The sequence below is a fragment of the Neorhizobium sp. PAMB6716 genome (assembly GCF_058242805.1).
This window is the reverse complement of record NZ_CM177835.1, coordinates 902,803-916,692: the sequence shown is the minus strand read 5'-3', so window position 1 is coordinate 916,692 and position 13,890 is coordinate 902,803. Positions and strand designations below refer to the sequence as shown.

Annotated in this window: 13 protein-coding genes; 2 read left to right on the top strand and 11 right to left on the bottom strand. The window is 61.7% G+C overall.

Annotated elements, in window-relative coordinates; genetic code table 11:
• Positions 1 to 29 precede the first annotated feature (29 nt).
• Entirely contained in the window at positions 30 to 983 is a 954-nt protein-coding gene (gene lpxC / locus AC4CWH_RS04375) for a UDP-3-O-acyl-N-acetylglucosamine deacetylase (protein ID WP_491320548.1), read from the bottom strand.
• A gap of 485 nt (positions 984 to 1,468) precedes the next feature.
• Here lpxC and AC4CWH_RS04370 point away from each other — a divergent pair, with 485 nt between their 5' ends.
• Positions 1,469 to 1,984 (top strand): hypothetical protein, encoded by a 516-nt coding sequence (locus tag AC4CWH_RS04370; protein WP_491320547.1) that lies wholly within the window; start codon positions 1,469 to 1,471, stop codon positions 1,982 to 1,984.
• 123 nt (positions 1,985 to 2,107) lie between these two features.
• Here the strand turns inward: AC4CWH_RS04370 and ftsZ are convergent, their stop codons facing one another.
• The 4 genes from ftsZ to AC4CWH_RS04350 form a co-directional block, all read right to left on the bottom strand.
• Positions 2,108 to 3,931 carry a cell division protein FtsZ gene (gene ftsZ, locus AC4CWH_RS04365; RefSeq protein WP_491320546.1) on the bottom strand — a complete coding sequence of 608 codons (1,824 nt, stop codon included), beginning with the start codon at positions 3,929 to 3,931 and terminating at the stop codon, positions 2,108 to 2,110.
• A 79-nt stretch (positions 3,932 to 4,010) separates the two neighbouring features.
• On the bottom strand, positions 4,011 to 5,342 hold the full coding sequence (gene ftsA, locus AC4CWH_RS04360) for a cell division protein FtsA (protein ID WP_491284411.1): 1,332 nt from the start codon (positions 5,340 to 5,342) through the stop codon (positions 4,011 to 4,013).
• On the bottom strand, positions 5,339 to 6,268 hold the full coding sequence (locus AC4CWH_RS04355; protein WP_491320545.1) for a cell division protein FtsQ/DivIB: 930 nt from the start codon (positions 6,266 to 6,268) through the stop codon (positions 5,339 to 5,341). Before AC4CWH_RS04355 ends, ftsA begins: the two co-directional genes overlap by 4 nt.
• The gene (locus AC4CWH_RS04350; protein WP_491320544.1) at positions 6,256 to 7,182 is read right to left on the bottom strand and encodes a D-alanine--D-alanine ligase; all 927 of its coding nucleotides are present in this window, start codon (positions 7,180 to 7,182) and stop codon (positions 6,256 to 6,258) included. Before AC4CWH_RS04350 ends, AC4CWH_RS04355 begins: the two co-directional genes overlap by 13 nt.
• Positions 7,183 to 7,460: 278 nt before the next feature.
• Here AC4CWH_RS04350 and AC4CWH_RS04345 point away from each other — a divergent pair, with 278 nt between their 5' ends.
• A complete protein-coding gene (locus AC4CWH_RS04345) occupies positions 7,461 to 8,765 on the top strand; it encodes an MFS transporter (RefSeq protein WP_491320543.1) in 1,305 nt (434 codons plus the stop codon).
• 78 nt (positions 8,766 to 8,843) lie between these two features.
• On the opposite strand, the gene AC4CWH_RS04340 is transcribed toward AC4CWH_RS04345, so the two are convergent.
• The 6 genes from AC4CWH_RS04340 to ftsW are packed head-to-tail and all read right to left on the bottom strand — an operon-like array spanning position 8,844 to position 13,890.
• Positions 8,844 to 8,969 (bottom strand): hypothetical protein, encoded by a 126-nt coding sequence (locus tag AC4CWH_RS04340; RefSeq protein WP_491284407.1) that lies wholly within the window; start codon positions 8,967 to 8,969, stop codon positions 8,844 to 8,846.
• Positions 8,966 to 9,193, bottom strand: coding sequence for a hypothetical protein (locus tag AC4CWH_RS04335; RefSeq protein ID WP_491284406.1), 228 nt, complete (start codon positions 9,191 to 9,193; stop codon positions 8,966 to 8,968). The genes AC4CWH_RS04340 and AC4CWH_RS04335 overlap by 4 nt, the downstream gene beginning before the upstream one ends.
• A 28-nt stretch (positions 9,194 to 9,221) precedes the next feature.
• Entirely contained in the window at positions 9,222 to 10,196 is a 975-nt protein-coding gene (murB, locus tag AC4CWH_RS04330) for a UDP-N-acetylmuramate dehydrogenase (protein WP_491320542.1), read from the bottom strand.
• Between the two features lie 5 nt (positions 10,197 to 10,201).
• The gene (murC, locus tag AC4CWH_RS04325; RefSeq protein ID WP_491320541.1) at positions 10,202 to 11,608 is read right to left on the bottom strand and encodes a UDP-N-acetylmuramate--L-alanine ligase; all 1,407 of its coding nucleotides are present in this window, start codon (positions 11,606 to 11,608) and stop codon (positions 10,202 to 10,204) included.
• Positions 11,605 to 12,729: an undecaprenyldiphospho-muramoylpentapeptide beta-N-acetylglucosaminyltransferase gene (murG, locus tag AC4CWH_RS04320; protein ID WP_491320540.1), complete on the bottom strand. Its 1,125-nt coding sequence runs from the start codon at positions 12,727 to 12,729 to the stop codon at positions 11,605 to 11,607. Before murG ends, murC begins: the two co-directional genes overlap by 4 nt.
• A gap of 6 nt (positions 12,730 to 12,735) precedes the next feature.
• Positions 12,736 to 13,890, bottom strand: a complete 1,155-nt coding sequence (gene ftsW / locus AC4CWH_RS04315; RefSeq protein WP_491320539.1) for a putative lipid II flippase FtsW — start codon at positions 13,888 to 13,890, stop codon at positions 12,736 to 12,738.

Here is a 13,890-nt window from a genome sequence, read left to right as displayed (position 1 = left end):
CGGCCTTACAAACAGTGTGCTGATGGTGCTCAACCGGCCCAGGGCGCAAATTCCGCCGTGCTGACGGCGACGAATTCACGGGCGCGAACCCGCTGGCTGCGCATCGGGGCTTCCACCACTTCATAGGCTGTGGGATCGCTCAGCAGCGCCTTCAGCGCATTGGCATTCATCTTGTGGCCACCGCGATAGGAACGGTAGCAGCCGATGAACTGGGCGCCGGCGAGTGCCAGATCGCCCACGGCATCCAGCGTCTTGTGGCGCACAAATTCGTCCGTGTAACGCAGGCCTTCGATGTTGACGACCGAATCATCGTCGGAAATCACGACGGAATTTTCGAGCGACGAGCCGAGCGCAAAGCCGGCAGCCCAGAGACGCTCGACATCCCGCATGAAGCCGAAGGTGCGGGCGCGCGACAGTTCATCGCGAAATACCTGCGCCGTCAGGTCACCCTTCCAGCTCTGGCGGCCGATCAGAGGCGAGTCGAAATCGATCTCCACCTCGAAACGCGTGCCATCATAGGGACGGAATTCCGACCAGGAGGCGCCCGAATCGATGCGCACCGGCTTCAGCACGCGGATGTAGCGGCGCTTTTCACCCAGGTTGACGATGCCGGCCTGTTCGATAGCGTCGATGAAGGGAAAGGAGGAACCGTCCATGATCGGCATTTCGGCGCCATCGACCTCCACCACCAGATTGTCGAGGCCCAGCGCATAAAGTGCGGCCATGACATGTTCGATGGTGGCAATCGAGCGCGAGAGCGAGGTGCCAAGCACGGTGCAGAGATCGGTATTGCCGACATTGGACGAAACGGCGCGATATTCAGCGACAGATCCATCGGCCAGCTGCCGGCTGAACAGAATGCCGGTGCCGGCTTCCGCCGGCTGGAAGGTGATCGAGACCGGACTGCCAGAATGCACACCGATGCCAGAAAGGGTCACGGGGGCTGCGATTGTGGTTTGGAAACCCAGAAGTCCGATCGTCATGTCTTGTGCCTTCTCATGGCCAACCTCCACTTTCGGGACGTCGGACCCTTGACGTTTCGTTACGCTTGACGCGGCGAAACCTTGCTTTCTCAATTCTGTACATATGCTGGGTGTGCGACCAAGCCAAATCACTGTTTCTTTCGCATTGTTACGAAGTCAGTGCGTTGATTTACCGAGGTTTCCCGGGGAAAACGGGAAAAGCGCCTCACGGCCCCCTTGATGAACAAGAGAAGCTTGACGGCAGCGGTCGCATGTAAATACAATCGGAAAAATAAATTAAAAATTAGAAATACTGCGGGGAGGCCGCCGTGACTAAAGATTACAAATCCGTTTTCCTGCGTCAACAGGCTTCAGTGCGCTGCACAATATTTATCTTTTCTTCTTTATATATGTCATTCGCACATACGGGCCTCGCGGCGGCCGACGATATCGCTCACGCCTCCCCAGACCAGACATCATGCGGATCACCGGCCACCACTGTCGCCTTGCCCATCGATGGCGCCGTGCTCAAGGCGTCGGCAAAGGTCGAGGAGCCTTGCCACGGCGCGGGACGCGAAACCACCCTCTCCTTTTCCAGCGTTGATCCGACCGCGACGGTCCAGGAATACAGCGAGAAGGGTTACACGCTCATCGGGCGCAACGGGCTGAAGCCGTGCAGCGACGACAGTGACTGTATCCGCGCCATGCGCGAACAGGGAAGTAACCGCATCCTCGTTTATGCCCGCGGCAACACCAATTTAAACCTGTCCGTCGACAATACCGACCGGCCCTTCCGCCTGAAGGCGCTAAAGATCTGCAATCCGGACCGCAATACACCGACGCAGTCGATCATGTTTGTCGGACGACTGGCCAATGGCAGCACGACCGCCTTTGCAGTGACCGTTCGCGGCAATTCCAACCAGGACCAGCTTTTCATGTTTCCGGAAAGCTTTCGCAATCTTGTTTCCGTGAGCTGGTCGCCGAAAAATACCGCCGTCACCGACATCACCCTGGTCAACTGATCCGGCCCTGTCGGCGCATGGACCATCCGTTCACGAAAACGCCCGCGGCTTGAGAAGCGCGGGCGTTTTTTTCTGTTTGAAGACGGGATGGGGTGAGGCCGGCAGTCCGGCCTCTCCTGTCGATCAGGTGGACTGGCGGCGCAGGAAGGCCGGGATTTCCAGCTGGTCATCCTCGTGATGGGCGTTCGACGACGGAACCGAACGACCGTGATCGTCGAGATTGCCACGACGCGGCGCGTAGAGGCTTGCTTCCGGCGACAGCGGGCGACGCTGCTGGGATGCGGCGGCCGGAGCCGACGTCATCTCGGCGGCCACACCCTCTTCGTCGTCGCGACGGCCGAGCGAGTTGGTGATGCGCTTCAGGAGACCCATCGGGCCACGCTCTTCGGCTGCATGCGAAACCGGCTGGCTGCGATGCTCGATTTCAGCCTTCAGGACCGGCGGGAAGTCTTCCACGCGGGGCATGCGGACCTGCTCTGCCACATTGCGGATGACCGGAGCGGCCTGTTCGACCGGCTGCGGGGCCACACGCTGCTGCATCGGCTGCTGTTGAACCGGCTGGTGCTGGATCGGGGCCGGCTGGCTCATCACCGGTGCCTGCGGTGCAGGTGCCGAATAGGCAGGGGCTGCATTATAGGCCGGAGCAGGACGGGTTGCGACCGGCTCCACAGGTGCTGGCTGCTGGAACAGACGGCTCTGCGGGCGGAACTCTTCCTGCATGGGGGCGGGAGCGGGCTGCGCCTGCACCGGCTGGGGAGCCGGAGCCGAATGCTGCAAAGTGGCAATCGACAGTTCGCGTTCCATCTGGGCTTCCGCCTGACGGATGGTTTCGGCCACGTGATCAACCGGGGCGGCGGTGCGGGGTGCCTGCGCCATTGCAGGCTGAACTGCGGCCGGAGCCGAAGCAACGGCCGCCGAAGAACGGATAATCGGTTTCGTGGCGGCGCGCATTTCAGCGGAACGCAGATCGTTTTCGTTCATGGCGCGGTCGATGCCGGTTGCAACAACCGAGACGCGGATGACGCCCTCAAGCGCTTCGTCGAAGGTGGCGCCGAGGATGATGTTGGCGTCAGGATCGACTTCCTCGCGGATGCGGGTTGCCGCTTCGTCCACTTCGAACAACGTCAGGTCGCGACCGCCGGTGATGGAGATCAGCAGGCCCTGTGCGCCCTTCATCGAGGTTTCGTCGAGCAGCGGGTTGGCAATCGCAGCTTCGGCGGCCTGCATGGCGCGGCCCTGGCCGGACGCTTCACCGGTGCCCATCATCGCGCGGCCCATTTCGCGCATCACGGAGCGAACGTCGGCGAAGTCGAGGTTGATGAGACCTTCCTTCACCATCAGATCGGTAATGCAGGCAACGCCCGAATAGAGAACCTGGTCGGCCATGGCGAAGGCATCGGCAAAGGTCGTCTTGTCGTTTGCGATGCGGAACAGGTTCTGGTTCGGAATAACGATCAGCGTATCGACCGACTTCTGCAGTTCCTGGATGCCCATCTCGGCAAGGCGCATGCGGCGCTGCCCTTCGAAGTGGAACGGCTTGGTGACGACGCCGACCGTCAGGATGCCCTTGTTACGGGCAGCCTGTGCGACAACAGGGGCAGCACCGGTGCCGGTGCCGCCGCCCATGCCGGCGGTGACGAAGCACATGTGCGTGCCCGACAAGTGGTCGATGATCTCGTCAAGGCATTCTTCCGCTGCGGCCCGGCCGACTTCCGGCTGCGAACCCGCGCCAAGGCCTTCGGTTACCTGCACACCCATCTGGATGATGCGTTCGGCCTTCGCCATCGTGAGCGCCTGGGCATCGGTGTTGGCGACAACGAAATCGACGCCTTCGAGACCCGCAGTGATCATGTTGTTAACGGCGTTGCCGCCGCCACCGCCAACGCCGAAGACGGTGATCCGAGGCTTCAGCTCGGTGATGTCCGGCTTTTGCAGATTGATGGTCATAGTAACCGTTCCTTCTTTCTCTGGCCGCCTCGCCAAGCGGGCCGATTCTCTAAACTGGGCTGACACTCCGTAAAGAGTGTCAGAAACTTTCTTTCAACCATTGGCCCATGCGGGCGATGCGGCTGTTGCCATTGCCAAGCGTGGCGAGAAGTCCGCCCTGCCCCGCATGTGTTTCCATGTCCGCGACCTGCGGATAGATCATCAGACCCACCGCCGTCGAAAAAGCCGGCCCCTTGGCCGCTGTCGGCAGACCCGAAACCCCCATCGGGCGGCCGATACGCACATTACGCGCCAAAATGCGGCGGGCCGTTTCCGGCAGGCCGGTCAGCTGGGCCGCGCCGCCGGTCAGCACCACACGCTTGCCGACGATCGGGCTGAAGCCGGATTTCTGGATCCGGTCGCGGATCAGTTCCAGCGTTTCTTCAAGACGCGCCCGCACGATGCGGGTGACGAGAGCCCGCGGCACCTGCGTCGGCAGATCGCGGTCGTCCTCGCCAATCGGCGGCACGGAAATCATGTCGCGCTCGTCGGCCGCCGTCGTGATGGCTGAGCCGTGAACGACCTTCATGCGCTCGGCATCCTCGATGCGGGTCGAAAGACCGCGCGCCAGATCCGTCGTCACGTGATGGCCGCCGATGCCGATCGCATCGGTGTGAACGAGCTTACCCTCGGCAAACACCGAGATCGTCGTGGTGCCGCCGCCCATGTCGATGGCCGCACAACCAAGTTCGACTTCATCATCGACGAGCGCGGCAAGGCCGCTGGCGTAAGGGGTTGCCACGATGCCCTCGACCGAGAGATGCGCGCGGTTGATGCAAAGTTCGAGATTGCGAAGAGCGGCCCGTTCTGCGGTCACCACATGCATGTCGACGCCCAGAAGATCGCCGTACATGCCGAGCGGATCGCGGATACCGCGTTCGCCATCCAGCGAAAAGCCGGTCGGCAGCGAGTGCAGCACGGCCCGGTCCTGGCGCACCGACTGGTGGCTGGCGGACGTCAGCACCTTGCGCAGGTCCGTCGCATCCACTTCCTGGCCACCGAGATCGATGGTCGCGGTGTAGACGTCGCTGGTGATTCGCCCGGCCGATACGTTGACGATGAGGCTATCGACAGTGAGGCCCGCCATGCGCTCGGCGGCATCGACGGCCAGCCGCACAACGCTTTCCACCGCATCGAGATCCGAGATCACGCCGGATTTGACGCCGCGCGACCGCTGATGGCCGATGCCGATGATTTCGACGCTATGGGTGCGGTTGGGCAGGATCTGGCTTTCGGCACGCGGCGTCAGCCGCGCGATCATGCAGACCACCTTGCTCGAACCGATATCGAGGACGGACACGACATGCGAACGCTTCGAAGACAGAGGCTTCAGGCGCGGCAGGCCGAAATTTGAAGAACCGAACAGGCTCACGTCTGACCTCCTGCCTTCTTGAGGGCCTTTGCGCGTGCCTCGACAGCCGAGGCACGACGTTCCGCAGCGTCCGCCGTGAGGCGGATCGTGGTGCGATCATGAAGACGCAGGTCAACGGCTGCGATGTCCCGGTTCAAAAGTCCTTGCGACTGCTCGTAGCGGTGAAGCAGGACGAGTGCCTGCTGAGTCTCTGATTCCGGCAGTTTGATGACCACGCCATTATCGAGATGCAGATCCCAGCGACGGCCGGCCACACGCACATAGGCGCGCACCCGGGCCTTCAGCTCCGGCCAGCCGGACATTTCGTCATCGAAGGCGGCTGCCGCTGATTCGGCATCCCGCCCGACGAACAGCGGCAGCGAGGCAAACTTGTTGTCGCGTAGCGGCGCGATCACGCTGCCGTTCTTTTCGATGAGCGACAGTTCGGTGCCATGCTGCCAGATGCCGAAGGCTTCACGCTCCTTGAGCGTGACCTCGATCGTCTTCGGATAGACCTTGCGCACTTGCGCGTTCTCGACCCAGGGAAGATCGGCAAGCTTGCGCCGTGCCGCTTCGATGTCGAGCGCGACCAGCGAGGTTGCGCCATCAAGGCCCAGCATCTGCAGGATATCGATTTCCGACGTCTGCACGTTGCCTGATATCATCACCTTTTCGATGGCAAAGCCGGCAGCGGCCGTCGTCACCTGGGCAAAATCGTCCGCATGACCGCCCAGCGACATGCCGTAAAGGCCGACCGCGCCGAACAGGACAAAAACGCCGGCCGTGCCGGTGTGGCGGGGAATATGAATGCGCCCGGTGGCCAGGCTCACGCAGAAGCGCACGACGCGACGCATCGGGCGCGGCAGCACCATACGGTCGTCACCGGCCGGATATTGCGACGGGCGCCCGCGGGAAACCGGAGCTTTTTTGCCATTCAGCGCGAACACGAAGCGTCCTCCACCATCCAGCGGACGAGATCACCAAAGGAACGGCCGGCATAGGCGGCCATTTCAGGCACCAGGGAGGTCGGCGTCATGCCCGGCTGGGTGTTCACCTCAAGCCAGACAAGCTCGCCATCCTCGGACAAACGGTCATCGAAGCGGAAATCGGAGCGACTCACACCGCGACACCCCATCGCCTGGTGCGCCTTAAGGGCCAGTGTTTGTACTTTTTGGTAAATATTCGGTAAAATTTGCGCCGGAATGACGTGGGAGGAGCCGCCGGCGGCATATTTCGCATCATAATCATAAAAGGCGCCGGAAAGCGGCAACACTTCCGTCACGCCAAGCACTTCATCGCCCATGACACCGCAGGTCAGTTCACGGCCGGCAATGTAACGCTCGACCATCACCCGGTCGCCATACCGCCAGTCGGAAGAGCCGAGCACCTGCGGCGGATGCGACTGGCCTTCGCGGACAATCACGACGCCGAAGGAGGATCCTTCGCAGACGGGCTTCACCACATAAGGCGGCTGCATCGGATGGGTTGCGCCAATCTCGTGGCGATCAACAACAATACCTTCGGCAACCGGAATGCCGGCAGCGGCAGCAACAGCCTTGGCGCGGTCCTTATCCATGGCAAGGGCCGAGGCCAGCACGCCGGAATGGGTGTAAGGGATCTGCAAATATTCGAGAATGCCCTGAATGGTGCCATCTTCGCCGTTCGGTCCATGGAGGGCGTTGAAGCCGACATCGGGTTTCAGGTCCGCCAGAACGGCGGCAATATCACGGGCCACATCGACGCGGGTGACGCGGAAGCCTTCAGCCTCCAGCGCGGATGCGCAGGCATTGCCGGACGACAGACTGACCGGGCGCTCGGAGGAGAGCCCTCCCATCAGAACTGCCACGTGCTTGCCACTCATCAATAGTCCCCCGAGATTACCTGGGCTTATGCCATCTTGCTTGCGCAGACCTGATTCCTGCACAGACCGATTAGACACCGGCCATGGTTAATGAATCGTTTACTTTGGTTAACCGCGCTGCCGTGTTGCCATCGCGCATCACCCCGGCAGGGCGCGCACGAGTGCCGGTTTTGTTGACGTCAGCGGGCGCAAAAGGGCTTTGAGGTTTGTGAAAATGTCCGTAAAGGACCGCGAGCCCTTTCAAACAGAGCTGTCTTTAACTCTCAGTGGACAAGATTATGACGCAAGCGACCTCTCCCGTGTCGCCGTCCGCCGAGCCGTTGGTACCTGTTGCATTGAATTCTCCTGCACGAGTCCTGACGGCCAGCCTGGTCGGCACGACGATCGAATTTTTCGATTTTTATGTTTATGCCACCGCAGCCGTGCTCGTCTTCCCGGCGCTGTTCTTCCCCAACAGCGATCCGATGACCGCGCTGCTCGCCTCCTTTGCCACCTTCTCCATCGCGTTTTTCGCGCGTCCTTTCGGCGCCGTGGTGTTCGGCCATTTCGGTGACCGTATCGGGCGCAAGACGACGCTGGTCGCCGCCCTTCTGACGATGGGTGTCTCCACCGTCATCATCGGCCTGCTGCCGACCTATGAGCAGATCGGCGTGGTTGCGCCGCTGCTTCTGGCGCTTTGCCGATTCGGCCAGGGTTTTGGCCTCGGCGGCGAGTGGGGTGGCGCGGTACTTCTGGCAACGGAAAACGCACCGCCCGGCAAACGCTCCTGGTACGGCATGTTCCCGCAGCTCGGCGCGCCCGTCGGCCTCTTCCTGTCCTCGGGCATCTTCTGGCTGCTGCTGCATGTGATGTCGCAGGAGGCGCTGCTCAGTTGGGGATGGCGCGTGCCGTTCATCTCCTCGATCGTGCTGATTGCCATCGGCCTCTGGGTGCGCCTCTCAATCACCGAAACGCCGGCCTTCCAGAAGGCCATCGACAAACATGAGCGGGTCGACGTGCCGGTGGCGGAGCTTTTCCGTAACCACAAGCGCAGCCTGGTTCTCGGCACCTTCGTGGCGCTGGCCACCTTCGTGCTGTTCTACATCGGCTCGGCTTATCTCCTCTCCTACAACGTCAAGATCCTGAAGATCCCGTTCACAGACGCCTTGGAAGTGCAGCTGCTCGGCTCGATCGTCTTCGGCGCCTTCATTCCGCTCGCCGGCAAGCTTGCCGACCGTGTGGGACGCCGCGAACTGCTGATTGCCGTCACCATCCTCATCGGCCTCTTCTCGTTCCTGCTGCCGACGCTGATGACAAGCGGCGAAACCGCGATCTTCATCTTCTCGGCCGCCTCGATGGCGCTGATGGGCGTGACCTATGGCCTGATCGGCACGGCCCTTGCCGCACCCTTCCCGACGGCCGTGCGTTACACCGGCTCGTCCATCACCTTCAACTTTGCCGGCATTTTCGGCGCATCGCTTGCGCCCTACATTGCCACCTGGCTGCAGGCGAATTACGGCATGACCTATGTCGGTTATTACCTTCTGGTCGCCGCCATCATCACGCTCGCCTGCATCCTCCTCTCGGGTAAGGAAGAGGTCTGATCCGGTAGAGTCAGCTCGATACAAAAAAGCTCGCGAAACCATTGGTTTCGCGGGCTTTTGTTTCAATGGTGCTTGCGGTTACTCGCCGGGATGGAGGCGGTTTTTGCGGCGGTTCTGCTGTTCGTTCAGCAACACGGCGCCCCAGCCCAGTCCTGCAATCACGAAAGGCAGGACATACAGGAAAAACACGGTCGCGGCATTCATGACATCAGCCCTCCAAGAGCACGTCTTGCTGCCAAATGTAATATCACCGACGCCGAAAGCCAAGCGCCTGTCGATATCGCAACAGCAACCGTGATGCCCGGCGAGTTGTTGCCGATCAGACTGCTCACGGGAGCGATAAATCCGGCCGCAACGCTGGCCGTCGACAACCGGTCCAGCGCGTTGGCCAGCAGTTTCGTGCGCTCGTTGTGGATCAGCGTCGACATCTCATCCCCCCAACGGGCGCTCGCTGCCCTATTCCGAAACAGCCCCCTGGAACGGCCTCACTTCGCGGCCCGGCATGAAGATGCCCAGCCGCTTGATTTCCCATTCCAGTTTGATGCCGGAATTCTCGAACACCCGCTGGCGCACCATCTCGCCGAGATATTCCAGATCGTGGCCGGTGGCATGGCCGATATTGATCATGAAATTGCAGTGCAGAGACGACATCTGCGCGCCGCCGTTCATCAACCCGCGGCAGCCGGCATCGTCGATCAGTTCCCAGGCCGAATGACCGTCGGGGTTCTTGAAGGTCGAACCGCCGGTCTTTTCCTTGACCGGCTGCACGGTTTCGCGGTGATGGCGCACGGCATCCATTTCCGAGCGGATCTTGGCGCGGTCGTCCGCATAGCCTTCAAACAGCGCATGGGTGAAGATGAGATCGGCGGGAACGGAGGAATGGCGATAGCTGTAGCCCATGTCGGCGCCTGACAGCACATGCTTTTCGCCCTTGCGGTCCACCGCATGGACTTCGACCACGCGGGCCGCCGTTTCACCGCCATTGGCACCGGCATTCATGCGCAGCGCGCCGCCGATGGAGCCGGGAATGCCGTAATAGAAGGCGAAGCCACCGATGCCATTGTCCATGGCCATGGCCGCAATATGTTTGTCCGGGCAGATGGCGCCGGCCATGATGCGGTTTTCGCCGGCAAGATCCACCTGGCCAAATCCCTTGGCGGACAGGCGCAGCACGACGCCGGGAATACCGCCATCGCGCACGAGCAGGTTGGAGCCGACGCCGATCACGGTCAGCGGCACTTCCTCCGGCAGAAGCTTCAGGAACGTCACGAGATCGTCCAGATCATGCGGCTGGAACATCAGTTCCGCCAGACCGCCGGCCTGGAACCAGGTGACGCGATCCATCGGTGCGTCGGGCGTCAGCCTCCCCCGTATCGCACTTACGCCGTCCCCGAGCGAGGCCAGCAGCTTTTCCCCATTCACCTGTTTCATGCAGACTATCCCGAAATACTTTCTAATTCTCGTGGCAAGGCCGCCGCCCACTGCGTGATATTGCCAGCCCCAAGAAGAACCACGAAATCACCCGGCTTTGCAATGCCGGCGATCATGCCGGCAAGCGCATCCGGTGAGGAAAGGTAACGAGCATCGCGGTGACCCCCGGCGCGGATGCGCGAAACCAGCGCTTCCGAGTTGATGCCGTCGATCGGATCTTCGCCCGCGGCATAAACAGGCGCCAGCAAAATGCTGTCGGCATCGTTGAAGCAGGTGACGAAATCCTCAAACAGGCTCGCCAGACGGCTGTAGCGGTGCGGCTGATGCACGGCGATGATTCGCCCCTGGCAGCTTTCGCGCGCCGCCTTCAGCACCGCCTTGATTTCCACCGGATGGTGGCCGTAATCGTCAAAGATCGACACACCGTTCCAGGTGCCGGTCAGCGTGAAGCGGCGCTTGACGCCGGAAAACGCTGCAAGCCCCTTGCGAATATCGGCTTCCGAAATGCCCAGACGATTGGCGACCGCAATGGCGGCCGTCGCATTGGAAATGTTGTGGCGACCCGGCATAGGCAGTGTCAGGTCCTTGAAAGAAAACACCCGGCCGGTGCGGCGGCGGCGGATTTCCACGTCGAAGATCGACTTCGTGCCTTCCATGCGCACGTTGGAGAAGCGGGCATCGGCCTGCGGGTTTTCGCCATAGGTGACGATCTTGCGGTCCTCGATCTTTCCGACCAGCGTCTGCACTTCCGGATGATCGAGGCAGAGAACACCAAAACCGTAAAAAGGCACGTTCTCGACGAACTCCCGGAAGGCGGCGCGCACGGCGTCGAAGCTGCCGTAATGATCGAGATGTTCCGGATCGATATTGGTGACGACGGCCACATCTGCCGGCAGCTTCAGGAACGTGCCGTCCGATTCGTCGGCCTCCACCACCATCCACTCGCCCTCGCCCATGCGGGCATTGGTGCCGTAAGCATTGATGATGCCGCCATTGATGACGGTCGGGTCCAGCGACCCGGCTTCGAGAAGTGCTGCCACCATCGAGGTCGTCGTGGTCTTGCCATGCGTGCCGCCGATGGCAATCGCATTGCGAAAGCGCATGAGTTCGGCGAGCATTTCGGCGCGGCGCACGATCGGCAGCGACTTTTCCCGGGCAGCAATCAATTCCGGGTTGTTCTTCTTGATGGCGGTGGAAACCACCACCACTTCCGCATCCCCGAGATTATCGGCCTGATGGCCGACGAAAACCGGAATGCCCTTGTCGCGCAGGCGCTGCACATTGGCGCCGTCCGACTGGTCAGACCCCTGAACACGATGGCCGAGATTGTGCAGCACCTCGGCAATGCCGCTCATGCCGATGCCACCGATGCCGATGAAATGGACCAGACCGATGGCCTTTGGCATTTTCATGGGCGAACTCCTTTGAATTTCGAAATATCCTGTTTGTCGGCAATAGCCACAACCAGATCGGCGAGCAAGGCCGCCGCATCCGGCCGGCCGGAAACGCGCGCCGCTTCCGCCATCCTGGCCATCCGCTCCGGCTCACGCATCGCAGCAGCAATCAGGCCCGACAGCTTTTCCGGCGAAAGTTCCGCCTGCGGCACAACCTCGGCGCCGCCGGCCTTGACGAGCGCTGCGGCATTGGCCGCCTGGTCATGATCGAGCGCATATGGATAGGGTACGAGGATTGACGGGCGACCGATGACCGAGATTTCCGAAACGGTCGAGGCGCCGGACCGGCTAATGACGAGATGGGCGGCACCGATGCGCGCGGCCATGTCGCCGAAGAAGGGGGAGACGTCGGCATCCATCTTCAGCTTGGCCATGCACTGGTCCACCTGCGGGCGGTCTTCCGGGCGGGCCTGCTGGGTGAGCACGATGCGTGCGCGCAAGTCTTCCGGCAGAAGGGCAAGGGCCGTCGGGATTGCGCCGGAGAAGAATTTTGCGCCCTGGCTTCCGCCGAACACGACCAGCCGGAACGGGTCATTGCCAACGGATGGCACATAGGGTGTAGCGGCGGCCGCCAGCACGGCCGGGCGCACCGGGTTGCCTGTCGTGACGATCTTTGCCGCATGCGGGCCTTCACCTGCCGGCAGGAAGCCGCCGGCAATGGCGACAACGCGTGCGGCCAGCGCCTTGTTGGCGCGGCCCATCACGGCATTCTGCTCATGCACCATGGAGGGGATGCCAAGCCCGGTGGAGGCCAGAAGCGGCGGCACGGTGGGATAACCGCCGAAACCGACCACGGCAAGCGGCTTCAGCCGCGTCATTAGCCGGCGTGCGGCGCGCAGACCCTTCCAGAGCGTCAGCAGCGCCTTCGTCATCGCAATCGGATTTTTCGAGGCGAAGGTGGCGGACGGCACGACATGGATTTCGTCTGCCGGAAAAGTGCCGGCAAAACGCTCGGCTCGGCTGTCGGTGACGAGATGGACGCTGTAGCCGCGGGCGCGCAGTTCATGTCCCAGCGCTTCGGCCGGAAACAAATGGCCGCCGGTTCCCCCGGCGGCAAGCAGAATGATACCTTTGGTCATGGTGGTCTACTCCGCGGGAACGCCGTTCGAAACACGAAACAGGCTGCGTTCCTGCGCCCGTTTTTCCGGGCGATGGCGCGTGAGCGCCAGAATGAAGCCGGCGGTGACGCAGATGGCGATCATCGAGGAGCCGCCGTAGGAAATGAGCGGCAGCGTCATGCCTTTTGCGGGCATCAGCTCGAGGTTCACGCCGATATTGATCATCGACTGGATGCCGATCTGCAGCACCAGGCCGGCCACGGCAAAACGGTTGAAATCATTGCGCTCGCGATAGGCGTGGCTGAGGCCCCGGATGACGATGAAGGCAAAGATCGCCACCAGAACCATACAGAAGATGATGCCGAACTCTTCGGCAGCCACGGAAAAGATAAAGTCCGTATGGCTGTCCGGCAGGATACGTTTGACGATGCCCTCACCCGGCCCCTGGCCGAACCAGTTGCCGCGGATGATCGCCTCGCGCGCCGTATCCACCTGGAACGTATCGCCCTCACCGGTCATGAAGCGGTCGATACGGCCGGCGACGTGGGGGAAGATATGGTAGGCGGCAAACAGACCGCCGACGCCCATGCCGCCAAGCAGCACGATCCACAGCCACGGCATACCCGCCATGAAGAACATGGAGCCCCAGACGGCGCTGGTGAGAATGGTCTGGCCAAGGTCGGGCTGGGCGACGAGCAGCGCCACCACAATGCCGAAAAGGATCATGGCAAACAGGTTGCCGGGAATTTCCGGCTGGCGCGCATGCTCGGCAAACAGCCAGGCGCAGACGACGACGAAAGACGGTTTCAGGAATTCCGAAGGCTGGATGGAGAGCGGTCCGAGCGAGAACCAGCGGCGGGCGCCCTTGATTTCCACACCGAAGAACAGCGCCAGCACCATCATCGAGATCGAGATGACGAGAATGATGATTGCCGTGCGGCGCACCTGCCGGGGCGTGAGGAACGACAGGCCAATCATCACCGCAAGCGATGGCAGCAGAAACACCGCGTGGCGTTCGACAAAGTGGAAGCTTGGCAGGCCGATGCGCTCGGCAACCGGCGGCGATGCGGCAAAGGACAACATAAAGCCAAGGCCCATCAGCAGCACGAAGGTCGCCAGGAAAAAGCGATCGATCGTCCAGAACCAGTCTGCGAGCGCCCCGCGATCGGCACGACTTACCAT